This is a genomic window from Parabacteroides sp. Marseille-P3160 (assembly GCF_900162725.1).
In the GTDB taxonomy this organism is placed as follows: Bacteria; Bacteroidota; Bacteroidia; order Bacteroidales; family Tannerellaceae; genus Marseille-P3160.
In genome coordinates this window covers 1,503,763-1,530,206 of the sequence record NZ_LT799418.1, presented here as the reverse complement: position 1 = coordinate 1,530,206, position 26,444 = coordinate 1,503,763, and the positions used below count along the sequence as shown (strand labels likewise).

At 44.9% G+C, this 26,444-nt stretch carries 16 protein-coding genes; 2 read left to right on the top strand and 14 right to left on the bottom strand.

Annotated features, from left to right (window positions below):
- The first annotated feature begins 2 nt into the window (after window positions 1-2).
- Window positions 3-602, top strand: coding sequence for a ribonuclease HII (locus BQ8014_RS06145; RefSeq protein WP_080903603.1), 600 nt, complete (start codon window positions 3-5; stop codon window positions 600-602).
- Window positions 603-607: 5 nt separating this feature from the next.
- Here the strand turns inward: BQ8014_RS06145 and BQ8014_RS06140 are convergent, their stop codons facing one another.
- The 8 genes from BQ8014_RS06140 to BQ8014_RS06105 all read right to left on the bottom strand — a co-directional run bounded on the left by BQ8014_RS06140 (window position 608) and on the right by BQ8014_RS06105 (window position 12,511).
- Complete coding sequence (locus BQ8014_RS06140; protein ID WP_080903602.1) at window positions 608-1,033, bottom strand: SufE family protein; 426 nt, start codon at window positions 1,031-1,033, stop codon at window positions 608-610.
- A gap of 17 nt (window positions 1,034-1,050) precedes the next feature.
- Window positions 1,051-2,043 (bottom strand): M20 family metallopeptidase, encoded by a 993-nt coding sequence (locus BQ8014_RS06135; RefSeq protein WP_080903601.1) that lies wholly within the window; start codon window positions 2,041-2,043, stop codon window positions 1,051-1,053.
- A gap of 15 nt (window positions 2,044-2,058) precedes the next feature.
- On the bottom strand, window positions 2,059-3,843 hold the full coding sequence (locus BQ8014_RS06130; protein ID WP_080903600.1) for a gamma-glutamyl-gamma-aminobutyrate hydrolase family protein: 1,785 nt from the start codon (window positions 3,841-3,843) through the stop codon (window positions 2,059-2,061).
- A complete protein-coding gene (gene gyrB, locus BQ8014_RS06125) occupies window positions 3,843-5,798 on the bottom strand; it encodes a DNA topoisomerase (ATP-hydrolyzing) subunit B (RefSeq protein ID WP_080905846.1) in 1,956 nt (651 codons plus the stop codon). Before gyrB ends, BQ8014_RS06130 begins: the two co-directional genes overlap by 1 nt.
- Before the next feature lie 101 nt (window positions 5,799-5,899).
- Window positions 5,900-6,670 (bottom strand): TatD family hydrolase, encoded by a 771-nt coding sequence (locus tag BQ8014_RS06120; RefSeq protein WP_080903599.1) that lies wholly within the window; start codon window positions 6,668-6,670, stop codon window positions 5,900-5,902.
- The gene (locus BQ8014_RS06115) at window positions 6,670-7,644 is read right to left on the bottom strand and encodes a polyprenyl synthetase family protein (protein ID WP_080903598.1); all 975 of its coding nucleotides are present in this window, start codon (window positions 7,642-7,644) and stop codon (window positions 6,670-6,672) included. The genes BQ8014_RS06120 and BQ8014_RS06115 overlap by 1 nt, the downstream gene beginning before the upstream one ends.
- 132 nt (window positions 7,645-7,776) lie before the next feature.
- Window positions 7,777-11,118 (bottom strand): DUF5107 domain-containing protein, encoded by a 3,342-nt coding sequence (locus BQ8014_RS06110; protein WP_080903597.1) that lies wholly within the window; start codon window positions 11,116-11,118, stop codon window positions 7,777-7,779.
- Window positions 11,119-11,125: 7 nt separating this feature from the next.
- Complete coding sequence (locus BQ8014_RS06105) at window positions 11,126-12,511, bottom strand: sugar porter family MFS transporter (RefSeq protein ID WP_080903596.1); 1,386 nt, start codon at window positions 12,509-12,511, stop codon at window positions 11,126-11,128.
- Between the two features lie 159 nt (window positions 12,512-12,670).
- On the opposite strand from BQ8014_RS06105, the gene BQ8014_RS06100 reads away from it, so the two are divergent.
- Window positions 12,671-13,561, top strand: coding sequence for an AraC family transcriptional regulator (locus BQ8014_RS06100; RefSeq protein ID WP_080903595.1), 891 nt, complete (start codon window positions 12,671-12,673; stop codon window positions 13,559-13,561).
- On the opposite strand, the gene BQ8014_RS06095 is transcribed toward BQ8014_RS06100, so the two are convergent.
- From BQ8014_RS06095 to BQ8014_RS06070, 6 genes are all read right to left on the bottom strand, one after another.
- On the bottom strand, window positions 13,562-14,617 hold the full coding sequence (locus BQ8014_RS06095) for an aldose epimerase family protein (protein ID WP_080903594.1): 1,056 nt from the start codon (window positions 14,615-14,617) through the stop codon (window positions 13,562-13,564).
- A 14-nt stretch (window positions 14,618-14,631) separates the two neighbouring features.
- Window positions 14,632-16,980: a T9SS type A sorting domain-containing protein gene (locus tag BQ8014_RS06090; RefSeq protein ID WP_080903593.1), complete on the bottom strand. Its 2,349-nt coding sequence runs from the start codon at window positions 16,978-16,980 to the stop codon at window positions 14,632-14,634.
- Between the two features lie 546 nt (window positions 16,981-17,526).
- The gene (locus tag BQ8014_RS06085) at window positions 17,527-19,107 is read right to left on the bottom strand and encodes a RagB/SusD family nutrient uptake outer membrane protein (protein ID WP_080905845.1); all 1,581 of its coding nucleotides are present in this window, start codon (window positions 19,105-19,107) and stop codon (window positions 17,527-17,529) included.
- Between the two features lie 35 nt (window positions 19,108-19,142).
- Complete coding sequence (locus tag BQ8014_RS06080) at window positions 19,143-22,184, bottom strand: SusC/RagA family TonB-linked outer membrane protein (protein ID WP_080903592.1); 3,042 nt, start codon at window positions 22,182-22,184, stop codon at window positions 19,143-19,145.
- Window positions 22,185-22,205: 21 nt separating this feature from the next.
- Window positions 22,206-24,212 (bottom strand): alpha-galactosidase, encoded by a 2,007-nt coding sequence (locus BQ8014_RS06075; protein WP_080903591.1) that lies wholly within the window; start codon window positions 24,210-24,212, stop codon window positions 22,206-22,208.
- A 19-nt stretch (window positions 24,213-24,231) separates the two neighbouring features.
- Entirely contained in the window at window positions 24,232-26,439 is a 2,208-nt protein-coding gene (locus BQ8014_RS06070) for an alpha-galactosidase (RefSeq protein WP_080903590.1), read from the bottom strand.
- Window positions 26,440-26,444 lie beyond the last annotated feature (5 nt).

The window sequence follows — 26,444 nt, the reverse complement described above, 5'->3', positions numbered from 1 at the left end:
AAATGCTTTTACCTTATTTACAAACGGGACGGCTGGAAGCTGGTTGCGATGAAGCCGGACGGGGATGCCTGGCCGGTGCGGTCTTTGCCGCAGCCGTCATCCTGCCTGCCGGATTCCGGAACGAATTGCTGAACGACAGCAAACAACTTTCCGAAAAGTGTCGGTATGCCTTACGTCCAGTTATCGAACAGGAAGCCATTGCCTGGGCGGTAGGAACGGCTTCCCCGGAGGAAATCGACCGGATCAATATTTTAAGGGCCTCTTTCCTTGCAATGCATCGGGCAATCGGGCAATTGCATCCTTGTCCGGAGCAGTTATTGATCGACGGCAACCGCTTTACCCCCTATCCCGGCATACCGCATACGACTGTCATCAAGGGAGATGGTATCTATATGAGCATTGCCGCCGCTTCCATCTTAGCCAAAACGTACCGCGACGATTATATGAAGGAACTGGCCTCCCGCTATCCGGACTACCATTGGCCGGAAAACAAGGGATATCCCACGAAAGCGCACAGGGAAGCGATCCGACGGCTCGGCATCACGCCTTACCACCGTAAGACATTTACTTTAATTCCGGAACAACTCTCGTTTAATTTCTAATGGATTCAATTTCCTTCTTTAGCATGGAACGCCAAAGCGTATAAGCGCATCTGCTTCAACATGGCTACCAGTCCATTGGAGCGGGTCGGAGAAAGATGTTCCTTTAATCCGATCTTCTCTACAAAATAAAGATCGGCATCCAGGATTTCCTTCGGCGTATGATCGGACAAGACGCGGATCAGTAAGGAAACAATCCCTTTGACAATAACGGCATCGCTTTCCCCTTGAAAATGAATCTTCCCGTCGATATAATCCGCCTGCAACCAGACGCGACTCTGACAGCCCTCGATTAGGTTGCTCTCCGTCTTATATTTTTCATCCAGCGGGGCGAGCGAATTCCCCAAATCGATCAATAAAGCATATTTATCCATCCAGTCGTCAAAGGCTGAAAACTCTTCAATTACTTCGTCCTGTATTTTGTTAATAGTCATCCTTGGATATCTCCTTTCTAATTGTCATAGATTACCTGCAAAACGGTTTGTCCGACTGCCTTCAACGTCTCCCGGTCGATATTCTCCATAGTATCGTTCAGCGTATGCCAGTAGTGTCCAAACCCCGTATCGCTTTCCGGATCATAATTAATAATATCTACGCAGGGAATATTTCGTCCCTGAATCACGTATAAATGGTCATCCGTCACCGCTGTTCCGGGCGCATGGATAAAAAACTTGCCATAACCCAGGTCACGCGCCGTATTCCACAGCAGGTCCACATAACGGGCGGCATAACGCATCGAAATCATCTCTTTATAGAAGGTTGCATTCTTTGCTCCCACCATATCCAATAGGATACCATACTCTGCCTTGTAATTGGGGACATGGGGATTCTTTGCCCAGAACTGGGAACCCAAGCACCACGTGTTTTCCTTCTGGTTATCGGTAACAAACTCCGGTGTGCCGTAATCTTCCGCATCGAAAAATAGAATGTCGATCCCTACTCCATCCGGCGATTTTTGTTGCAACAGACGGGCTATTTCCAACAGGACTCCCACCCCGCTGGCGCCGTCGTCTACACCCAGGATCGGCGTCCGGTGATTCGTTTCGTCCGGGTCATGATCGGCATAAGGACGTGAATCCCAGTGGGCAAAAAGCATAATCCGTTTTTCCCGCTCGGGATGGTAAGCTCCGATAATGTTTCGCGCCTGCAAAGAGGTGCCGTTATAAGCTGTCAGGGTGGCTTCCTGTATGAAGATTTCCGCACCGAAGCGTTTCAATTCCGCGGTTAAATAATCCCCGCAATCCTTGTGGGCTTTTGTGTTGGGCACCCGCGGCCCGAAGGCCGCCTGCTTCCCGATGTAGGCATAGGCGCTGTCCGCCTTGAAATCCGGCGCCGCTTGCCGGGCCTTCGGCTTCGTTTCGGCTGAAGACGATTTCTCACTTTTCTGCGAGCAGCAGGAGAGTAATAAAATAGCGGATAAAATAAAATAATAAACCCTGTTCATATAAAATACTTGATTTTAGGCCGGGCTTTCCGCCGCCGCTTGCACGGCTGTCATCACCCGAAGCAGATTCTCTCCCCACAATTTAGCGATATCTTCTTCCCGGTAGCCTTTTTCCAATAGCTTAACGGTAATATTTATCAGTTCATTTGATGCACGGCAACCTATCAACTCGCCGTCGCCGTCAAAATCGGAGCCGATGCCCACGTGATCGAACCCGATCAAATGAACGATATGATCGATATGGCGGATGGCATCGTCGATCGAAGCCTTGTCCGCATCCGTATTCACGAATTCTTTATATAAGCAAACCTGTACGACGCCTCCCTGCGCGGCCAAAGCTTTCAACTGCTCGTCCGTCAGGTTCCGGCGATGATCCGTCAAAGCGCGGGCGGAAGAGTGCGAAGCGATAATCGGTACCCGACTCGTTTTCAATGCATCAAAGAAGGTACTGTCGGCAGCGTGTGACACATCGACCATAATGCCCAGGCGGTTCATCTCCGCCACCACTTCCCGGCCGTAAGGGCTCAATCCGCCCCATTCGTTCGTTCCGGCCGCCGAATCGCAAAGATCATTGTCCCCATTATGACAAAGCGTGATGTAGGATACGCCCATCTTTTTGAAACGCTCCACATTGGCCAATTCTTTTCCCAAAGCATATCCGTTTTCAATGCCCAGGAAGATCGCTTTCTTTCCTTCCCGTTTCAGACGTCGCAAATCATCCGGAGTCGTTGCGATTCCCATTCGTTTGCCGTTGATCAGTTCCTGCCGTCTTACCTCCGTTAGGCGCTCTACGGCATAATCTGTCGCTTTCCTAAGCGAATCGTTATCCCGTTTCCCTTGTGGAATATAGGCGACCATGAAAGCGGCGTCGATCAGCCCCTCTTCCATAAAAGGCAGATTGACTTTTCCCCCTTCCTTTTTCCCCAAGTCAAAATGACCGGGAAAAACCATCGGGGTATCTGTGTGCGAATCGAGCGTCAGGATCCGCCGGTGCAGTTCTTTTGCCTTCCGGAAGGTAACGGCTTTCTTTATGTGATAGCGGAACAGATCCAGCATCGGGCTCTCGCCAGCAGTCATCGCTTCGGGATGCCATTGGACGCTGAATATTGGATAATAAGGATGTTCCATAGCTTCATTAATTCCGTCCGGAGCAATGGCCGTCGTTTCAAACTCAGGAGGAAGTTCCTTAACCGCCTGATGGTGAAAAGAATTTACTGCCAACGTATCGGCATTCCCGAAAATCGACTGCAAACCGGTATTCGTATTTCTCAGCGTAATGGTATGCGAAGGATATGGACGGGGTTGCTTCTGGCTGTGCTGAATGACCGGAATTCCCGCCTGCGAAACCAGATCCTGGTAGATGCTCCCGCCAAAAGCGACGCTGAAAAGCTGGTGCCCGCGGCATATGCCCATCAAAGGAATCTGCCGGTTAAATGCCAGACGCAACAATCTTAGTTCGTATAAATCCCGGAAAGTATCGCCTTCTCCCAACGCCGGTACCGGCTCTTCCGATACAAAAAGAGGGTTGATATCCCCTCCTCCGGTGAAAATCAACCCATCCAAATCCTCTACGAGAACCGTCAGCGCACTCAAGTCCGTTAGTGCCGGAATCAGCACCGGCGCTCCTCCCGCCCGTAACACGGACAGGTAATAGTCTTCGGCAAGACAAGCTTGCCCCTCCTTCCGGTTCATCGAGATCCCAATGCGGGGAAGCCTATCTTCCAATGCGGGAACATATTGATCCGCTTCCTGAAAAACGGATTTCAAATTAAACGAATGAATCGTTGCATTCAGTTTCATCAGGCATCAATATTTGCATAAGTTGCATTATCCTCGATAAATTCACGTCGCGGAGCCACATCTTCGCCCATCAACATCGCGAAAATGGAATCGGCTTCCACTGCGTTCTCAATAGTAATTTGCTTTAGTGTACGGTTTTCCGGATTCATTGTCGTATCCCAAAGCTGGTGATCATTCATTTCTCCCAAACCTTTGTACCGTTGCGTATGGATTTGATTCTCATTGCCGCTTCCGTATTTGTCGATAAAGGCCTGGCGTTGTTGCTCCGTCCAACAATATTCTTCAACCTTGCCTTTCTTACACAAATAGAGCGGAGGAGTCGCCAGATAAACGTATCCGTTATCGATCAGAGCCCTCATGCGACGGAAGAAGAAAGTAAGGATCAACGTCGCAATATGACTTCCATCCACATCCGCATCGGTCATAATTATCACTTTATGATATCGTATCTTACTTAAATTCAACTCTTTTTGATCTTCCTCGGTTCCGATGGTCACACCCATTGCACGGAAGATATTTTGTATTTCCTCACTTTCAAATACCTTATGATCCATCGCCTTCTCGACGTTCAGTATCTTACCACGCAACGGCAGAATCGCCTGAAAATTACGGTCGCGCCCCTGTTTAGCCGTACCGCCTGCAGAATCTCCCTCGACGAGGAATAGCTCGCAGATCGCAGCGTCTTTGGAAGAACAATCGGCTAGCTTGCCCGGCAATCCGCCTCCAGTCATCGGCGACTTGCGCTGTACCATCTCGCGGGCCTTGCGCGCCGCCTGACGGGCGGTTGCAGCCAGGATGACCTTGTCTACAATCACTTTCGCCTCCCTCGGATGCTCTTCCAGATAGTTCCCAAGGGCTTCTCCGACAGCCATATCCACGGCTCCCATCACTTCGTTGTTCCCCAACTTGGTTTTCGTCTGCCCCTCGAACTGAGGCTCGGCCACCTTGATCGATATAACGGCAGTCAGTCCTTCCCGGAAGTCATCACCCTGAATCTCCACCTTCGCCTTTTCCAGCAATTTGGAGTCTTCGGCGTATTTCTTCAAAGTACGCGTCAGTCCACGGCGGAAACCGGCCAAGTGAGTTCCTCCCTCGATCGTATTAATATCATTCACATAAGAGAATACACTTTCGTTATATGTAGTATTATAGGTCATGGCGACCTCCACGGGAATTCCCTGTTTTTCCGTCACGATATGGATCACATCCTGAATCAGGCGTTCCTTGGAACGGTCGATATAATTGACAAATTCCTTCAGCCCCTGTTCCGAATAAAAAATTTCGCTCTTATAGCTGCCGTCTTCCTTCTTCACCCGTTTGTCGGTTAGCAACAGCTTGACGCCGGCATTCAAATAGGACAACTCGCGCAGGCGATTCGCCAGAATATCATATTTATATTCCGTAGAGGTGAAGATGGATGCGTCCGGCTTAAAAGTAATCCGGGTACCCGTTTCCGTACTTTCTCCGATCGTATGAAGCTCGCTTGTTGGCTGTCCGATCGAGAATTCCTGCATATAGACTTTCCCGTTCCGGCGCACTTCCGCCTTCAGGTAAGAAGAAAGAGCATTCACACAGGAAACACCGACGCCATGCAGCCCTCCGGAAACCTTATAGCTGCCTTTGTCGAACTTACCTCCGGCATGCAACACGGTCAAGACCACTTCCAGCGCGGACTTGCCTTCTTTCTCATGGAGATCCACCGGGATTCCCCGTCCGTTGTCCGTAACGACAATGGAATTATCTTCATTGATCACGACTTCAATATGGGTGCAATAGCCGGCCAACGCTTCGTCGATAGAGTTATCTACCACCTCATAAACCAAATGGTGCAGGCCCTTTTCGCCAATATCACCAATATACATTGCCGGTCTTTTCCTGACTGCTTCTAAACCTTCCAATACCTGAATACTATCCGCAGAGTATCCTCCCGATGCATTCTTCTTTTCTTCACTCATGAATTCGTATTCTTTTAAAAAACTCAATTTTAATCTCTAAAAAAGCTAACAAATATAGTCATTTTTATTGACTTCGCCGATGAAAGAAAAACAAAAAACCCTTAAAAGCGAAACAACTCCAGGGCGTTCTCCCGCGTTATCCTCACTATCTCTTCCAACGGAATCCCGAATGTCCCGGCTACCTTGCGGGCGGTTTCCCAGATATAGGCCGGACAGTTCCGCTTGCCGCGATAGGGGGCCGGCGCCAAATAAGGAGCGTCCGTCTCCAGCAGGATTGCCGAAAGGGGCGTAGAGGCGATTGTTTCTGCCAGGACGGACTTCTTAAACGTAATGACCCCTCCGATCCCAATCTTGAAACGTTTCATTGAGAGAATTTCCTCCAGTTCTTCCGGCGTGCCGGTAAAGCAATGGAAAACGCCTTTCAGCCGCTCAACACCCACCTTATGGAGGCTGTCGAACACCTCCGGGAAAGCGTCGCGGGTATGGATCGCTACCGGCAGATCCAAGTCGATGCTCCAACGCAGTTGTTCCTCAAACACCTCCTTCTGTTCTTTCAGGAATGATTTATCCCAGTAAAGATCCATCCCAATCTCACCGATCGCACAATAAGGACGCTTCGGCAACCAGGATTCGATTTGCGCCAACGCCGTTGCATATTCCCGGCCGACACTCGTCGGGTGCAAGCCCATCATCGGATAGGCGAAACCGGGGTGCGTATCGCAAAACGCATGCATCGCCGCAATGCTTTCCAAATCAATATTAGGCAAAAGCAGGCGACCGATGCCGGAAGCCTTAGCCTCTTCTGTCAGCACCTCCCGGTCGGCGTCGAATTCCTCCGCATAGATATGACAATGGGTATCGATCAATTCCATCAGGCATTCCGACTCATTAAATGTTCACCTACTTCATATAAAACCGCCAGCCGCTCCTTAGGAGCCTTCACCTTCGACAGGTTTTTCAAAGCTTCGGCATAGAAGTAGCGGATTCGCTCATCGGTCAGTTCCTTAATTCCCAATCTGTTATAGAGAGAGGTCATCTCCGCAATCTTTTCACCGGGCACAAAATCCTTTTTCTCCAGCCATCCGACCAGTTCCTCCTTCAGTTTCCCGGAAGCCAGCTTTAGGGCTTGCACCAAAAGGAATGTTTTCTTATTGCAAAGGATATCCCCGCCGATATTTTTCCCGAAGGTCTGGCTGTCACCGTAAACATCCAGGAGATCGTCCTGAAGCTGAAACGCCAGTCCGATATTGATTCCGTACCGGTAAAGATGCTCGGCGTCCTCTCGCAAAGCTCCGCCCACGATCGCACCTGTTTTCAGGCAACAAGCGATCAGGACGGCCGTCTTCAGCCGTATCATTTCGATATATTCCTCCTCCGAGACGTCCATCCGGGATTCGAATTCCATATCATATTCCTGTCCTTCGCAGATCTCCAATGCCGTTTGGGTAAAGATGTCCAGCACCTCTTTCAAGCGATGGGATACGGTCTCACCGATCAGTTGATAGGCCACGATCAGCATGGCATCACCCGAAAGAATCGCCGTATTGGCATTCCACTTGTTATGTACTGTCGGTTTATTGCGCCGTTTGTCCGCTTCATCCATCAGATCGTCGTGCAGGAGAGTGAAATTATGGAACACTTCCAAACCCAAAGCTGGATAGATAGCATCCTCCACGTCTTCTCGGTAAATATTACAAGCAATCAGTGTAAACGCCGGACGAATCCGTTTACCACCCAAAGTCAGTGTATATTCAATCGGTCTAAACAAGCTCCGGGGAGGTTCCTCGAAGCGGAGATTTTTGATTTCCTTCTCGATCCTCTGCAATATCTCATTGAATGAAAGCATACTACTCTTCACATTAATAAAAAATTCGTTTTTTCAGGAATACAAAGTTAGTGTAATCCCGCCAACCATCCAATCAAAAAACGGATTCACTTTCATCATCATGCAGAATGCCTAGTTTTGAAACGGTTTCCTTTAGGGTAATGGGCAGCAATGAATTTGAGCTCCCTGGTGGTTTATATCCAAAGAGAGAACAGCATCTAAAAAATCTTTTGCCTTTTCCTTTTCACCCAAACCCAAGGAACCCAACCCCATTACATAATTGCAATGAATCCGGTTTCGTTTATTCAGATCATCTTCCCAGATAGCCAGATCGGGCAGAGAAACTGCAAAATAATTGATACGGCATTCATCAAACAAATGTTTCTCTCCGTGCTTAACCAATTTATTGAAACAACTACAGGCTTTATCCTCTTTCCCTAACGCTCTCCATGCCAATCCCTGGTAAAAGATCTGGTCTGGTTGCGGGTCGTTATAAAAGAAGGCTTGCTGTGGTTCGGAAGAGCCTATTACTGCTTGTTCAAAACAAGCATTCGCTTCTTCCTCTTTTCCTGCATAACGGTAGGCAACCCCTTTGTAATACCAGATATTATTCTCTTCTGCATTTTTTAATTTGCCTTCACCCAAATTAGGAGGATAAGAATCCGTTTCTTCCAAAAGAGCCAATGCTTCCATATAGCGCTTATCCGCAATCGCTCGTTTGGCCAACTCAACACGGCAAAACACATATTGCCCGGTGATCTTACCTTCGCCTCCTTCCCAGGGATGAAACTTCCGGTGGTCAATAAGATCCTTCGCTTCTTGATACCGTTCCAATTGATTGTGCAAGGTAATGTATTCAATAAAAAGATCATCCCGTTCATCCACCTGATCCTTGTATTTATCGAGAAACTCAAGTCGCCGGCCGTATGGGTATCCGAGTCGTTTATACAACTGGTCCAACTCCATTAACACACGGGAATCCCGGGTATTCAAAAAGAAGGCTTTCTCTAATGTTTCCAATGCTTTCTGCGGGTCATTGCGTTTATTATAATAGGCCAAAGAAAGATTACGCCATACGGTCGGAAATGCAGCATCCAGTAAAGCGGATTCCTCCCAGCAAGAGATTGCATTTTCATATTGGCGATTGGCATACCAGAAGTTCCCTAAGCTATAAGCAGCTTTTGATGCGCGTCCGGAATTCAGGGCCATGGCATTCTGTAAAATAAGAATTTCTTCTAATCGATTCGGAAAACAATAGGAATGATCTTCCTTTTCAGCCTTCTGATAATAGAGTAATGCGGTTTCTTTATCCCCTTTGCAGGAATAGAAATAACCCGTTGCATAATAAGCCATCGGATAAACGGAACTTCCGCCTATATTATATTCATTTAATAATTCAATAGCTTCCTCATAAAGTCCGGCAGTTGAAAAATCAAGTGAATATTCAATATAACTGTGTACCCGGTTTTGCAACAACTGATTTATTCCGGAAAGAACGGTTTTATCTCCTGTCAGCAAATAAGACTCAAAGCGACAACCCATATTAAAGCGATCTATCTTTAACGATTCATTTATAAACCCGATCGCTTCCTCTTTCCTTCCCAGTTTCCGCAAAAGAGAAGCTTTCAACTGACGGGATTTATGATTATGCCAATTACGGATCAGGGAGTTATCCACGTGACGCAAGGCTTCCGTATAATTTCCACGCATACAATCAATCTGTGCCAAAGCATAATAACCGGCATCTTTCCAGGCGGCATTCCAAGTCGATTTATAGAAAGCATCATAGGCTTCCTCCAACTTCTGTTGCATTTTATAACTCCAACCCAGATTATAATAGGGTTCTCCGTCATATGGATTCGGATTACGTTCCGTCAGGGTTTCAATGGCCTTTCTAAAATAAGGTTCAGCTTGGGCAAATTGTCCTTTACGCATCAAGAATAAACCGACGGCATTATTACATCTTACCTCTCCCGGTTCCCGGCGCAAGGCTTCCCGATAATAATCCATTGGATTGTAGGTAGCATGACGGTATTGTTCCAAATGTAATCCGGTAAGAAACAGTTGTTCGACAGAAGCAATCTCTTTGGGATCTTTCGCCGCTTTGGCCGGATCCGGTATCGGTTTAATTTCCGGCTTTTCAGCCTGGTAAGAGAGCAGCAGTTGCCCTTGGGCATTTCTTACTTCTGCGATTATATCTTCAGAAGCTATTTCCTTTGCAATAAAAGCGACAGAAAAAGGATTTCCGGGAGAAATATCCGTAATCCGGTCAAAGAGTACCCTACCGTCCACATGCTTTACACAAAGATGTATCTCTTTATTTTCTGCCGTCATATAAACGGTTAATCTCCCCTGCCCTTCTTCCACCTCCAGGTTAAGCAGTACCTCTTTTGTTGCATTTTTTACATAACCGACTTCACTATAAGGCATAAAATATTGTTTCCAGGTCTTTTCTTCATAAGGTTGCAGCCAGGAGAAATCCGGTTGATTATCCGTATAGACACCGGTCATCAATTCAATATACGGTCCGTCTTCATCCGTCAGATTCCGGTCCCAAGCAATGCCGAAGTCTCCGTTACCCCAAGTCCATTGTTTTTTCCCCGGCGAAACATGATGATCGGCAACATGCAACAAACCGGCTTTTACCTGCTCTTCATAGCCTCCGACAAAGTCATATTTAGATTGAATCGCCATATAAGACGTAGGAACCGGTATGTTCTTATATTTGGAAATATCTACACCGGCCGAATAATCCTGTTTGTAATAAACTCCCGTCGCAATCGGAAAGGAAGAAACATCCCGCTTCCCATGATCGAAAACCGCATGTACATCCGGTGGAAAGACCGAATGGTAGTGATCGTTCACAACGACAGCCGGATTAGCCCACCAGAGAAAAGTCTGCGGAAAAGCCGTTCGGTTATAAATTTGAACCTTCACTTCCAAATAAGCTTTGCCGGGATACAGGGTAAAGCCCTGCATCCCTTTGGTCCGAAACATACGCTCTACTTCGTTGCACCAGATTGTCTTGCTGCCATCCGGATTCTCCTCGATGGAATAATCTGTAGGCAAAAAGGTGGAAGGACGATGATGCTGCGGCCAGTTAAATTCGATTCCCCCTGAAATCCACGGCCCGGTCAGTCCCACTAATGCCGGTTTTACAACCTGATTATAATAAACGAAATGACGTTTCTTCACTTTATCGTATGCCATATGTACACGTCCTCCCAATTCAGGAAGAATCATGATTTTGAGATACTCATTCTCTATAAATAGCACACGGTATAATTTGTCTTTTTTATCATCCGAAATCTTCTCTATTACCGGATATGGATACACAGCCCCACTACTCCCTTGGTAGACTCGCTTTTCCAAGAAAATAGGATTCTTTTCTTCTGTTCCTATTTCATAGGTGGGCAACCATAGTTCTTCTTGCCAGGCACGAACTTCACTCGTATGTACAGTGCTCCGGATTAAATATTCTGTTATCTTTTCCATCAATCTCTTATTTTATTAACTCTTTTTCTAATTCTTCCAGGCTTTTGCCTTTTGTTTCCGGCAGTTTTCGCCAGACAAAAACACCTCCCGCAAGACAGATCAATCCATACAACCAGAAGGTTCCTGCCGCACCTAAGCCACTATTAAGCAGAGGAAATGTATAGGTCAGTATAAAACAGGCAGACCATAAAGCAAACGTACATACCGACATCGCGACTCCCCGTACATGATTCGGAAAGATTTCCGAGATGATAACCCACATCACCGTTGCCAACGTCATCGCATAACAGGCAATAGCCATCACCACAATTACTAACAAGATGATCCCGGAGAGATGGAAATAATAAGCGGCCCCCATAAAAGAGTAAATCACGGCTAATCCGAATGCACCTATCAATGCAAGTGCTTTCCGGCCCCACCGATCTACGACAAACATGGATATAATCGTAAATATGACATTTGTAATACCTGTTACCACAATATTCATCAATACATCGGAGACTCCATAGCCCGCTGCCATAAAGATTTCCTGTGCATAATTAAAGATCACATTAATACCGCACCATTGTTGCAAAACAGCCATTACAACCCCTATAATCAAGACTTTGCGCATGGACGGATGCAATAATTGCCTGAATCCTCCCTGTTTATCCATATTCGTTGAAGTCGCCTGAATTGTCCTTAATTCAGTCTTAGCATACTGCTCGCCACCAATCTTGGAAAATATATGAAGGGCGGCTTCCGGTTTACCGGTTGAAGCCAGCCAACGTGGGCTTTCAGGTAAAATAAAACCTAAAGAGAAAAACAGTACAGAAGGCACCGTCATCGCCCAAAACATCCAGCGCCATCCCATCTGGCCATTCCAGGACAGGCGAATAATCTCATTTGTCGCATCCAATGGCACCGGCTCAGCAATCAGCCAGTTTACTACCTGCGAGGAAAGTATTCCCAAAACGATCGTCAATTGGTTTATCGCCACAAAGCGCCCCCGCAAATGTGCCGGCGAAATCTCTGCAATATACATCGGGGACAGGTTAGAGGCAATCCCAATCGCAAAACCACCCGTTAAACGAAAGATATTGAACACTGTAAACGTTTCCGCCATTCCCGTACCGATAGAAGAACAAAGGAACAGAGCTGCCGAAAGAATGAGTATCGGCTTTCGTCCGAAACGATCACTGAGCTTACCGGCGGTCAAGGCACCCAGCAAACAGCCGATTAATGCACTACTCATTGCCCATCCCTGCAACACCGGCTGGCCTGCAATTCCGAAATACTGCTCATAGAAAAGCTTGGCACCGCCAATCACTACCCAATCGTAGCCGAACAGAAGTCCACCCATTGCAGATATTAGTGCAATCAGAAAGAGATACAAATTTGATTGTGTTTTCATGATATCATCTCTGTTTTTATAACCTGATACAAAGTAAGCAGGTTAGTGATTCAACTAATATAGAAGAAATTGTTTTTGACATGGATAATCTTACTTTTTTTATATCTCATCTATCTCAAATCTATTTATCTTTGCCGAAAGAAACATCCCAGTTATTACATGCCACGAATAAAAGAAGGATTCAGAGGGGAACGGGCAATAATAATTCCTTCGTTCATTCAAGATGACCTGAAGCAGGATACTTTGGGAAGCGAACTGTATATCACCGACATAGGATATTATCCGCATGCCCGTTTTCATTACCGCAAACGAACCGAGGAGGAAGCTAAAGAGTTTGTCCTGATCTACTGTGTGGAAGGAGAGGGATGGGTCAAACTCGAAAATAAACAAGAAACGGTCCTGCCTAACCAATTTATTATTTTGCCCGTACATAAAGCCCACTCTTACGGAAGCAATGCGGGAAATCCATGGACAATATACTGGATGCACTTCAACGGAAAAAAAGCCTCTTACTTCAGCAGTAACTTTGACCGTCCGACAAATATCTCTCCCCATGCGGATTCCCGGATCAAGGAAAGGCTCTATTTGTTTGAAGAAATCTATTCATCCTTAAACCGGGGATACAGCAAGAACTATATGTTATATGCAATAACCAGTCTTTTTCATTTCTTAGGTTCAATGAAATTTATCGGGGAATATCGCGATTCAAATGCGGCAGGACATGAAAGGAAGGATGTGGTAGAAGAGGTAATCCATTATATGTGTGAGAATATCAGCCGTAAGCTCTCCCTGGAAGATCTTGCAAAGACAGTAAAATTGTCGGCCTCCTACTTTTCGAACCTCTTCTATCACAAGACGGGCTATTCCCCTTTACGTTACCTGACTCATCTGAGAATGCAGGAAGCCTGCCATTATCTGGATTTCACCGACATGAAAATCAATCAGATCAGTCCATTAGTCGGTTATGAAGATCCCTTATACTTTTCACGCTTATTTACTAAGACCATGCGGATCTCACCTTCCGAATACCGGGCGCAGAAGAAAGGGTGATTAGTCTTTCACCGTTCTGAAGCAATAACGGGTTTGGTGGTCATACACTTCGCCGGGGTTCAATCGGCAAGAAGGAAAACCGGGATGGTTGGGTGCATCCGGGAAGAATTGCGTTTCCAGGCAAATGCCTGTATGCAGAGCAAAAGGGATTCCCTTTTTCCCAATCCGGGAATCCTCTAAATATCCGGCGGTATAAAGCAATACACCCGGTAAATCCGTTTCTACAACCAATTCCCGTCCGCTAACCGGTTCGACCAGACGGGCAGCCGGTTTCATTTCCGGCGAAACAGACTCCTTTAACACGTAGCAATGATTATACCCCCTGTTTTGGATCAGCCGTTCATCGGCAGCAGATAAAGAATCTCCGATCGCATGAAGGAAGGTAAAGTCAAAGACGGTTCCGCCCACCTTTGTAAACTTCCCGGTCGGGATAAAATCCGGCGCAGTTTCCACAATCTTCGTGGCAGGAATGAGAAGATGATGAGCTGCAATGCCGGTAGTAGGCGAACCGTTCAAATTAAAATAGGCATGATTCGTCATATTAAGACAGGTCGGAGCATCCGTTATTCCGCGATGACGGATCAGAAGCGTATTCTCTTCATCCAATTGATAATCCACCGAAACGAACAAATTGCCGGGATAGCCCCCTTCCCGATCAGGAGAATGCAAGGTAAAACGAATGCCGGAAGCTATTTCTTCCCATTGCCAGACCTTTTTGTGAAAGCCGGAAAAACCTCCGTGATTCGTATGGGCTCCTTCATTCCTTTCCAACTCGTACGCCTCATTTCCAATAAAAAAGGTTGCATTCGCAATGCGGTTGGCAAAACGCCCGATCGTCGCTCCCATATAAAAAGGATCGGACAGGTATCCCTGCACATCTTCATAACCTAATAAGACATCTTCCAGCGCTCCGTTCGCAGCAGGCATCACAGCCGACACCCACGTTGCACCTAAATTGGTCAGTGCAACATAGGCGCCGGAGTCATTGATCAAATGAAACAAAAAGATCGTCTCTCCGGAAGCTGTCTTCCCTCCTGTTTGTCGTGTTATCTTCACCTATCTCGGTTGTCTTATCTTCTAACAAACTTCAGCGATTCCACTTCCTTTGAGGTAGTCACTGCCTGTACAATATATATGCCTTTAGGAAGTCCGGAGATATTAATCTCGTGTTGCGCTTGTTGCTCATAGACTTTCTGCCTCTTCACCAAGATCCCTTGTGTAGAAAATAAGCTAATATTCTCTAAAGGTTTGTCCGTGTTTAAAAACAAGCGGTTTTCCGTGGTCCAGCCGTTCATATCGCCACTGACAGCTTTTATCGCCTGATTATCCGTTGCATTCTCATTTTTCTCAAGGCGGTAAACGCGAGTATCTCCTGCAGTGATCATATAAGATAATGCTTCTCCCTGCAAGGTCACAATTCTATCAAACCACAGCTCTTTGATCTCTTTAATTTGAGAGGAGAAGATTCCTAATCTGGATAAATCAACAGTTCCCGAAACCATTTCAGACGAAAAGTTGAAGATAGCCACATAGATATATTGACCGGCATTCAACATAAAGAGGCTTTCTCCCCTATTCCTTCCCCAGCTATTTGTGCCGGAAGCCAGATACCCTTCTATCGGGAAAAAGGACTTCCCGATTTGAGCAATCGCATTGATATCCGCATTCGTCGCATACTTTTCCGCTCTTGTGCGGGCTTCCGGATTACCGGTATATGTACCTTTCTGACTGAAATTATCTCCCAATATATACGTTCCGGTGATTACACCGGAAGTGATGCGTGTACGGTTTTCACTTTCGCTGTAAGAATCTTTATAAAGCACTAAATGATCCCCGTCATTATACGGATATACTTTATCGAGCCACCAACCGAACGATAAACTATTCATTACATACTCGCTATCTTCTTTGGCTCCCCAGGCATCGCAACTGATCCGCCTTGAATTACCGTATTGGGAGGGAAAGGCAGGAGCAATAGACAGGGCCAAAAACATATCTTCCCCACATAAATCCGCCAGATATTGCATACCCTCATTATAAGCCTGTACTCCCGTCGTTACTTCTTTATCATAATATGAATCGGCTTCCAAAATACCATTATTTAGAAAGTCCAGCTTAATATATTTGAACCCCAGCCGTTTAAACATTTTGATAAAATAATCCATCCGCAGACGGGTTCCCGGATGCGTCGGGTCTAAAGCCCGGGAAGCAATTTTCCGGATCTCTCCGTTCGCATACAAATAAGCGTCTTCATATTTCGTATTACTCCCTTCCATCGTCCGTTGCCCATTCTCTCCCCAATCGGAAAAAGGAGACCAGTAAATTCCGGGAATTTGTCCATTGGCCACGCACCGGTTCACAAAACCCTGCAATTGCGTCTCGTTCAAATTGTCCCAGTACGAATCCAGAATAACATACGTATCTCCATTATTATGAAAGCCTTTGGATTGCAAATTGGTCTTTATATAATCCGAGACATCCAAAGCCCCGGTATAATTCAAATGTTCAGCCATAGCCCCCCAGCTATTCCAACCAAAAACATTACCCTTCTCCCATTTACGGGGAGGAGTAACAAGTGCATTGGCTTCACCATAAGTATCCAGTCCCTTACGCCAATCCCCAAACCACCCGACCAACAACTTCGGGGATTTCAATTTCGTACCGGAAATAGCTCCGTGAGGAATAGAAACACCTAAAGAACTTACGTCGCGCGTCAACGAGTGAGTTATACCGCCGAAACATTCCAGCTTATTAATTTGCTGGTTCTTGCTGACAGCGTACCGAATCCCGGTTTTCCACGTATCATGTTCCACCGAACCCAGTACCAGACCTTCCCGGCTCTTCCCGTTATAAACAGCGGTTACTTCAAAAGAAACCGAGTCTTTTTCCAACGGAAAAGCGGAATATCCTACCCACGCATCATTATCGAACGGAACGGATAATATCCTGTTGGAATCATCATTATTCAGAAAAGAGCTGACCGTAGAAGTTACAATCGGGGCGATATAATTACTGGATGTTTCCTCTGCCGATACGATGGATGCTTCCGTCAAAAAGTAATCTTTGTCCGGATAAAAATAAAATACCTGCTGTAAATCCGGTTGTCCCTCCTGCCCGGAATAAGTGATCGTGTGTTTTACACCACTGCCAAACACATCCGTTATATTCTCTTGGGTAAAAGTGGGTGCGGCATATTCCGTACTCTGAATAAATTGATTTTTATTCTTCGCCTGTACAAAAACACCGGCTAAAATGGTTTTCCCACTATATACATAATCGCAAGTCTTCGAATCGTTATGATATACAATTTCCCACTTGCCCCCTTCTATTGTCTGCCGATCGGCAGCCAACACAGTTTGCATAATCAATAAATGACTGATGCAAAAAATAAGAAATAAAGTTATCCGTCTTTTATTCATTTGTTTGTATTTTATAAAACCTATTCTTTTACCGGTTTATCCCGTTTCAAGTATCAATTTCCTGCCTGCCAATGATTGATTTCCCGCTTGATTCCGGTCTGTTTGTTACAATCCAATTATATTTTTGACAATTGTCAAAAATAAGTTCAACAGTTGTCAAAAAATAATTCAACAGTTGTCAAAAATATATTCAACAATTATTAAAAATATAATTCGATTGCAGCAATGAAACCATCCATAGGCAACAAAACGATCTTTGAGTAGCAGCAACAAGGTAAACACATTTACCCTTTTTTGTTCGGCGTAGCGTCTTCGCTATGTCGTGTTAGAAACAAAGCTCCAGCTTTGTATATTATATATATGCAAGGCGGAGCCTTGCTTTTAGCTACGACGTAGCGAAGACGCTACGCCGAACTAAAGCAAACAAAACGATCTTTGAGTAGCAACAATGATTTAATCCGTATGTTCATCTACTCGAAAGTCTATTTTTAAGAGGTTGCAATATAAGATTAAAAAGGGCATGGATCGATACCATGCCCTCCTTTATCAGTTGCTTTGTGTATATCCCGGATTCTGGTCTTCCCCGCTGAAATCTTCATTACTTTTAATTTCGGTATCCGGTATCGGATAACGTACATGGAAGTCCTGGATCGTACCCGATTCTCTTGCCCAACGGTTACGTTCTTTTACCAACTCCACAAATTTACCGGTACGTATCAAGTCCATACGGCGCCAACCTTCAAAACAAAGTTCACGGAAACGTTCATCCATCACTTTTGTCTTAAATTCGTCTTTCGACATACCTGTATTCCACCTTTGATTAGCCGGCAAAACACCACCCCATGCACGGGCACGGATCTTATCATTGACCAATGTTACCGCATCCGAGGTATTCCCCTGTTCATTCAGACATTCTGCGTACAACAGGATGATATCCGCTAAACGGATCACTGCAAAGTTCTTGCCGGAATTCCACATATTCGCAATAGTTCCATTGTCTTGGTCAGTACGTGGATCTTCAAACTTTTTAATATGAGGATCGAGCTCATCGGTAGTACCGGTCCATTGCGTTTTAGACAAGTCAGGAGTTACACCATGATAGGTAAAATCGTAACGCAAACTGGCATCTTTACGCAAATCACCCTCTTCCCAAATACCTCCTTCTGCAACCGTATGGTAAGCGAACGGAGTCGGAACCAAAAAATCGTAACCGGAGAAATAACATCCTTGTGAAAACCAGGAATCTACCGCTCTAGATCCACAGTCAAACTGCCAATAATTACAATCCGGCCAAATATTGTTGAATTGCAATTCAAAGATAGATTCAACTGAATTCGGTTTATCATACGCATACAAATCGGCAAAGTTAGGAACCAATGAATAACGTCCCATCATTTGCTCAAAACAGGTTTTTGCCAAAGCAAAGTCACGCAATCCGGTTTCAACCGGTGCATACATATAAGCTTTCCCAAGCATTGCCAATGCAGCGCCTGATGTAGCACGTTTCGGGTCGTCCCATCTTTCGGGTAAATTATCCGCCGCCGTTTTAAAATCGTTGATAATGTATTTCCAAACTTCGGTCAAGGGTTGACGTCCCAACCCCAGTTCTAAGGTACGGCTCATATCAATAATCGGGATCTCCCCCCAATACATACTCAACTCCATCATCAGCATTCCCCGGATAAAGCTGGCTTCTCCCAATAACTGTTTTGCTTTGTCAGGCTCTTCTTCCGTTAAGCCAAGCGCATAAATAGCTTTAGCCGCGGCAGTTACAACCGGCCATCGGTTCCCCCAGATAGCAGCCACCTGCGTAGAAGTAGGGTTCAGCAATCCATTATATTTATCCATACCGGCCTGAGAGCCCGATGAAATGAGTTGGAAATTCCCCTGCTGGCTTTCGTCCAGTCCCAGATTAACCATTAATCCGTTGCGACCTTCCTTACATCCCCGGTATTTAACATACAAGCCTTGAACCAGCGGTTCTACATTTTCTATTTTTGAGAAGACCTGTTCTTCCGTCAAAGCAGTCTTTGACTCTTGCGTCAGAAAGTCAGAGCAAGAGGTGCTGCTTACTGCAAACGCCAAAGCGACTGCATATATGATTGTGCTATTCTTTATATTTTTCATTGCTACTTTCATTATAATATTAAATATCCAATTGATTAGAAACTTACGTTCAAACCGAATACGTACATTCTTGTAGGAGGATACCAATCGCCTGTTTCAGGATCATATCCATTATAGTCGGTTAAACAGAATAAATTAGAGCCTGTTGCATAGACCCGCAAATTACCCAATTTCAATTTTTCAACGATCGAACGTTCAAAGGTATAGGCCAACGTCAGCGTCGAGAGTCTCAGGAAAGAAGCTTTCTGCACACTGAAATCCATACTACTTGCACTGTAATGATTATAATCAAAACCTGTCACGGGACGCGGAAACTTAGCCGTAGTATTATCCGTGGTCCATCGGTCCAGTAAATCAACGGAGGCAGCGCTATTTCCCACACTGGTAATTAAACCTTCATAGTAAGGACTTAGTTTTCTCGCCCCATAAGAATAATTGAATACCGCATTCAAACTAATGCCTTTCCATGAGAAATCAGTGGCAAAACCACCGTAGAATTTAGGGTCGGTAGAACCGATTACTACCCGGTCATTTTCATCAATCACTTTATCATCATTTACATCCAACGGATATAAATCACCGGCACCTACATGATAACCGTTAAAGTCGATCTTACTTAATCGATCCAGATCAACCGCCTGAGCAATACCGCCGGTTCTCCAGATATAAATAGTGTTTCTGGATTCCCCCAAAAATAAGTTTCCTTCTTTCTGGATATTACGATCAGCGTCTACATTATAAATCACGTCATTCGTACCATATAACTGGGTAATTTTATTCTTATCTGCCGATAAGGTAGCAGAAGCATTCCATTGGAAATCTTTTGTGTCAATAAGATTTGCATTCAAAGAGAATTCAACTCCTTTATTTTCAATCGCGCCGATATTTTCAAAAGCTTCATTAAAGCCACTTGTCGTTGCTAACGAACGCTTCATCAACAAATCCTTATTCTTAATGAGGAAAGCATCTGCGGAAAAACGAATACGGTTATTCAAAAATCCCATATCGAAACCGAGATTGAGTTGTCTTTGTTTTTCCCACGTAATATCCTCTGTCCCCCTGCGTCCATTGGATACATAGGAAACTTCCCCATTGTTTACACTTGGGCTGTAAAGGCTGCGAAAGGCAAAATCGTCAATATTTTGGTTTCCCACGACGCCATAGCCGACACGCAGTTTAAGCTGGTCAAAAAGAGATTGATCTTTCATAAAGGCTTCTTCTGCTATATTCCATGCGCCGGAAAATGAAGGGAAGATACCCCATTGGTGGCCTTTGGCAAATTTGGAAGAACCGTCATAACGAGCCGTGGCTGTCAAATAATATTTCCCGGCATAGTTATAATTAGCCCGTATAAGATATGACATCAATGTTGCCGTGACAAAATCGGAACCAATATCTCTCTCATCTTTCTTATAAGAAGCGCCGATATTATAATAAGAAAACAAGTCCGTACCAAAACCTTTACCGGTCACGTTCGTATAGTTGCGGTCTGTCCGGGTGGTACTCGTACCCAACAGGCCATTGATATGATGCAGGCCGAAGGAAGTATCGTACGAAACGGTATTGTCCCATTGCCAAGTGGTACGCGAATCACGGTTCTGTTTAGCTTCTCCATCCTGCGAATAACGGATAGACTCATAAATATCTTTCGGAGTATAGGTAAATTCCGTCTGCTCCGCATAATCCAAAGAAAGCGAAGTACGGATATTCAAACCATTAATCGGATTAATATTCAAATAATTGGCCGAAAGAATCCGATTCCGTGTACGATCGTGATCGACAGTTAACGAACGGATCGGGTTGAAATTATTTTGATCGAATATACCTTGATAATTCAAGGTCGGTAATTGGTCATCGATTGCCAACATCGGGTTTGCATTCCGCGCCCGGTTCATCACGCCATCGTCCACTATTTCATCTTTCGTACGCATATAAGTAGTATTCGTACCGACTTTCAACCAAGGTTTGATCAGTTGTTCCGCATTGATACGACCGGTATATTTATTCTGGCCGGATTTCTTCATCAAGCCTTTTTGGTCGGAATAACCCATACTTAAATAATAGCTGCCTTTATCCGTACCTCCGGAGAAGTTCAGAGAATGATTTTGCTGCAAACCGGTACGGGTCACCTCGTCCAACCAGTTGTAGTTGTCATTGTTCTTATAGGCGTCAAACTCATAATCGGCAAAGACCGTATTGCTCCCCATGATTATATCGTTGACATACTGATCCACATTCCCACCCGGATTGGTCGACCGGAAGCCGTTTACATACGCATCTTTCCTTAAATCAAATAACTGCTGTGTATTCATCGTCTTCGGTACTTTTGCAAACTCCTGTACTCCAAACCAAGCGTCATAACTCACTTTTCCTTCCCCGCTTCCTTTTTTAGTCGTAATCAGCACGACTCCATTTGAACCGCGGGAACCGTACAAGGCCGTAGCAGAAGCGTCTTTTAAGACTTCAATCGAGGCCACATCGTTCACACTGATCGAATTGAAGCCCGAAGCATAGTTATCCATCACTAAACCGTCCACCACATAGATCGGATCGGTAGACGTATTAATGGTATTTACACCACGGATTTTGATGGAAGCATCATCTCCGGGGCGTGTACCTTTCGAGATAAAGACACCGGCTACACGTCCCTGAATGGCTTCATTAATAGTCGTAACCGGTTTTTCAGACAACACTTTCGCATTGACACTTCCTACCGCACCCGTTAAGTCGCTCTTCTTAAATGAAGCTCCGACGACAATCACTTCATCCAACGATTGAGCATCCTCCGTGAGGTCAATATTGATAACAGTCTGATTATCGACCTTTACCTCTTTTGAGTTATACCCGATATAGCTAAAGACTAAAACAGCATCCGGAGAGGATATCGCTATGGAATAATTTCCATCCACATCCGACATCGTTCCTACGGTTGTCCCTTTGACAGTAACACTGGCTCCCAACAGCGGCTCCAACGTTCTACCATCAGTGATTTGACCTGTTATCGTCCTGTTTTGTGCAAACATCTGTGTGCAACAAAACAAAAACAGCATAAAACTAACCAATTTCATCCTTTTCATAATTTACTGACATTAATAAGGTTAATTATTCTTATATTTAAATAGTAACACATCTTTAGCGGGAATCGCAATGTCGAACGATTCTTTGACCGGCACGTTTTTCCCACTCCATAATTCTTTCATTTGATATTCTTTCTTTGCATCCAATCCAATCCGGTCTAAAGAGATTGTCGTTTTAACCTCCTGTTCGCTATAATTAAATAAAGCGAAGTAGAAGGTTCCGTCTTCCTCCTGACGTACAAATTGACTTTCGGAAAACTCCCCGTTTCCTTCCACCGGGCGAAAAGCTCTTCCGGTAGCCACTGCATTTATTTCGGGATTTGTCAGAAACTTTTCGGCTTTCTCTTTTCCCTCTTGTGAACCACCCGCACTAAAATCATCTCCAGTAATAAAAATCCCTGTAATAATACTGGAAGTGATGCGTGCCCTGTTCTCTCCTTCAGTCGCTTGTTGTAAGACAATATGGTCGGCATCATTATACTTGTATACGTAATTTTGCCACCAACCATAGGAGGATGCATTCATCGTATATTCCGTATCTTTTATTTTATTCCATGCATCACAGGCAATTCTTCTGGATTGGGCATAATGAGCCGGAAAAACGGGAGAGATGGACAGATTGATATACATGTCCCCAAAGTACTTATCCAGTAATTTCATTCCATAATTATAGGCTTGAATACCTGTCTGAATTTCCGGCCGATACCACTTATCCGCTTCCATAGCACCATGCGTCATAAAGTCCATCTTCACATATTCAAAACCGGCGCGATGAAACAGATCGGAGATTTTCTTCATTTGCTGCTCGATTGCCGGGTGGGTAGGATCGATGGCATAAGCTCCATCCAATTCCTGCGGTTGTTCGTTCGCATATAAATAAACATCTTTAAATTGGTAATCGGGAGCGTCGCTTATCACTCTTTCCGGATTTTTCCCCCAATCGGTAAATGGAGTCCAGTAAATTCCGGCCTTTTGTCCATTGGCTTTACAATGATCGACAAAGCTTTTCAATTCTTCCTCCGTGAAACGGTTCCAACCTGAATCCAAGCCGATCATCACGGTATTATCAGAATCTGCAAAATGATTATTCTGCAATTTATTCTTAAAGAAATCAGAGACTTCCAATGCCTTACCATAAGTAAGATTAAATTGCAGTACTCCCCAACTATTCCATCCAAAAGGTATTCCTTTCTCCCATGTTTTGGGAGGAGCAATCGTTGCATTTGCTTTGGCATACGTCTCCAATCCTATTCTCCAATCATCAAAATAGCCTAACAAGATTTTGGGAGATTTAATACGAGTTCCTTTTAAGGCTCCATGCGGCTTAACATCCCGTGTAAGTGTATCCGCCGCACCTCCGTAACAAACCAAAGTAGCCGGATTCGAATGATCGCTTTTGCCGATATCTATCGCGGTCTTCCAACTGTCATGCTCCACGGACCCAATTACCAAACCTTTGCGTGTTTGATTATTAAAAATCGCAGTCGCTTCATAACTGGTCAGTTTATCGAATGTCAGCGGATGAGATTGATAGCGGATCCACTTATCATTATCAAAAGGAATGAACAAGGCCCGGTTATCTCCTTTCTCCAAGACCGGTGACATCCGGTCGATCGTTACCGGAGCCATATAGTTGGAGGAAATTTCCATTTGATCTTCCAAAGTGAAATCCGTAAGAATATAGTCTTTGCCCGGATATACATAAAAAGATTGTATCAGCGTGGGTAATCCTGCCCCTTTAAAGGTCAGTCTTAAGACCGAGCCCTTTCCGAAGAGATCTTCAACAGTTTCCCGCTCTACTTCTTTATTTGTATAGTCCCTTGTTGTTATCAGCTTGCCACTCAATTTATAAGAAGCATATACATTTTCGTAAATCCGCTTACCTTCTTTTTCGATATGGACTCCTTTACTTTCCGGATCATAGTTTATTTTCCAATTTCCGGATCTGATTGAAGCCGTATCCCCACAAGAAAATAAGAGGAAACTCAAGAGTATAACAGCAAACCATTTATATACATTTCTATGCATGATGAATAAGGGTATAAAATTAAAATTCCGTGATTAATAAGACTGCACTCTCAAATGGGTTCCCTATGGTTAAGTTGATCCCTGCCTTCATTAGATATTCTCCGGAGAAAGTCTGTCCGTCTCCCCAGAAAACACGACTACCCGAATGCTTATTAATCTCCTTTACCGTATATTTTTTAGCCGGATCCAGTCCTTTCAGTTTTGTCTCAAAAAATGTGGTCCGTCCATGATATTTTAAACTGTAAGCAAAGAATACCGATTCTTTTTTATCTTTCGAAACATACATCAGGGAGGCCCATCCATTTTCTCCATAAGGAGAGACCAACCGGTATAAATCCCCTAACTGTACGACCGGACGGATCTGTTTATAGGTTTCCACCGCCTGTTTAGCAAAAGATAAATCCTCTCCAGCCAAATCTTTAGGTTGGATTTCCATTCCCAAACGACCGGACATCGCCACATCAAAACGGAACTTAAGCGGTGTGATCATCCCGGTCTGATGATTCGGGCTGGGTGATACGTGCGATGAGGTAGCCATAGCCGGAAAGAAATGATTCGTTCCGTACTGGATCGCAACACGATCTAACGCATTCGTATTATCACTCGGCCAGAATTCATCATGAAAACGAAGTGCGCCGAAGTCCAGCCGTCCTCCTCCGGAAGAACAGAGTTGGATCATTACCTCCGGATGTTTGGCTCTGATACGTTCATAAGCGCTATAAAGCCCGTTTACATAATCGATCCAGAAATGGGTCTGATCGCCAGCCGATAAATAATCGGAGCCTACATTATCGACATGCCGGTTCGCATCCCATTTAATATAGCTGATATTGGGAGACAAGGCAATCACCTCATCAAAGGTTTGCACGACAAAGTCCTGTACCGCCGGATTACTTAAATCCAACAGCCATTGATTACGCATCGGTATGATCTCTCTTTTCCCGCTCTTTACGATCCACTCCGGATGTTTCTCCGCTAATTCACTTTTGGGATTCACCATTTCGGGTTCGATCCAGATACCGAATTTCAATCCTTTGTCTACCGCATATTTCGCTAAATAATCGATCCCGCGCGGTAGCTTTTCCCGGTTCACCTGCCAGTCACCCAAGCCGGCATCCGCATTATTCCGTGGATATTTATTTCCAAACCACCCGTCATCCAAAACAAACATTTCCACTCCGAAATCAGCGGCTGCATCGATCATATCCGTTATTGTCTTCTCCCCAAAGGAAAAATAAGCACCTTCCCAACTGTTTAATAAGACCAGACGCAACCGATCGCCATGTGCCAACGCATATTTTTGCGACCAGTCATGTAAATTACGGGAAATTTGTCCTTTACCGGACGAGCTGAAAGTCCAAACCATTTCCGGCGTTCTCAACGTTTCATTGGGAAGAAGGTGATAGGTGGAAGCAAAAGTATTCATTCCGGTGAGAGTATGCAGCACCCCGCATTCATCAACTTCAAAAGAAAGAGAGAAATTACCGGACCATGCCAATGAACCGCCATAGACTTCCCCGTGGTCTTCATCGGCCGGACCATTTAATGACAGAAGGAAAGAGGTGCTTTCCGATTGATTGGTCCGCACTCCTTTTTTAGATTCAATCCGTTTGATCCCATGTGTCAGTTTTTCTTCTACCATCTGCATTTCAGCAGCCCATGTTCCATGAAATTGAGTCAGATAATAAGATTCGGCATGTAGGGGAAGATAGGCCGACGCCAGGTTTTCTACCTCCAATGCTTTCTTCTCCTGATGTTTGATCGTAACAAACTGAGTGATGACGTTTTCCTTTTGATAAGCCATGAAATGTACATCGACAAAAACCGGATACAACGTATCTTTCATGCGGATAATAGTTTCAATCCGGTTGGCATCCAGGTTCTTTGTTTCCTGATTTACAAAGACTAAATCCGTTGTTAAGACTCCGTCGGCGTGCGTTAACTTTAAAGCCGGATTCAAAAAGTAGCGCCCCCCGTATGCCGGATAAAGTGTAGGAGCATAACCGGTACCGTTGTCAGGTTGTTCCTTAAAACGTTTTCCGGGAAAAGCGGAGGCATCTGACAAATGATCACCAAAATACTGGAAAAGGACCTTTTCATTCACAGAGGTAGTGAAGACCATAGTCAAGTCATGGGTCGATACCTTAATAATCTCTTTGTTATTCTCTTGCGAGAGTAAACCAATACTATAAAAGAGTAAGATAAGGCTAAGTAATACTGTTTTCATGGCGG

Excerpts from the sequence above, each read along its gene's own strand:
- BQ8014_RS06145 (WP_080903603.1), top strand. The coding sequence starts at position 3 with ATGCTTTTACCTTATTTACAAACGGGACGGCTGGAAGCTGGTTGCGAT.
- BQ8014_RS06140 (WP_080903602.1), bottom strand. The coding sequence starts at position 1,033 with ATGACTATTAACAAAATACAGGACGAAGTAATTGAAGAGTTTTCAGCC.
- BQ8014_RS06135 (WP_080903601.1), bottom strand. The coding sequence starts at position 2,043 with ATGAACAGGGTTTATTATTTTATTTTATCCGCTATTTTATTACTCTCC.
- BQ8014_RS06130 (WP_080903600.1), bottom strand. The coding sequence starts at position 3,843 with ATGAAACTGAATGCAACGATTCATTCGTTTAATTTGAAATCCGTTTTT.
- gyrB (WP_080905846.1), bottom strand. The coding sequence starts at position 5,798 with ATGAGTGAAGAAAAGAAGAATGCATCGGGAGGATACTCTGCGGATAGT.
- BQ8014_RS06120 (WP_080903599.1), bottom strand. The coding sequence starts at position 6,670 with ATGGAATTGATCGATACCCATTGTCATATCTATGCGGAGGAATTCGAC.
- BQ8014_RS06115 (WP_080903598.1), bottom strand. The coding sequence starts at position 7,644 with ATGCTTTCATTCAATGAGATATTGCAGAGGATCGAGAAGGAAATCAAA.
- BQ8014_RS06110 (WP_080903597.1), bottom strand. The coding sequence starts at position 11,118 with ATGGAAAAGATAACAGAATATTTAATCCGGAGCACTGTACATACGAGT.
- BQ8014_RS06105 (WP_080903596.1), bottom strand. The coding sequence starts at position 12,511 with ATGAAAACACAATCAAATTTGTATCTCTTTCTGATTGCACTAATATCT.
- BQ8014_RS06100 (WP_080903595.1), top strand. The coding sequence starts at position 12,671 with ATGCCACGAATAAAAGAAGGATTCAGAGGGGAACGGGCAATAATAATT.
- BQ8014_RS06090 (WP_080903593.1), bottom strand. The coding sequence starts at position 16,980 with ATGAATAAAAGACGGATAACTTTATTTCTTATTTTTTGCATCAGTCAT.
- BQ8014_RS06085 (WP_080905845.1), bottom strand. The coding sequence starts at position 19,107 with ATGAAAAATATAAAGAATAGCACAATCATATATGCAGTCGCTTTGGCG.
- BQ8014_RS06080 (WP_080903592.1), bottom strand. The coding sequence starts at position 22,184 with ATGAAAAGGATGAAATTGGTTAGTTTTATGCTGTTTTTGTTTTGTTGC.
- BQ8014_RS06075 (WP_080903591.1), bottom strand. The coding sequence starts at position 24,212 with ATGCATAGAAATGTATATAAATGGTTTGCTGTTATACTCTTGAGTTTC.
- BQ8014_RS06070 (WP_080903590.1), bottom strand. The coding sequence starts at position 26,439 with ATGAAAACAGTATTACTTAGCCTTATCTTACTCTTTTATAGTATTGGT.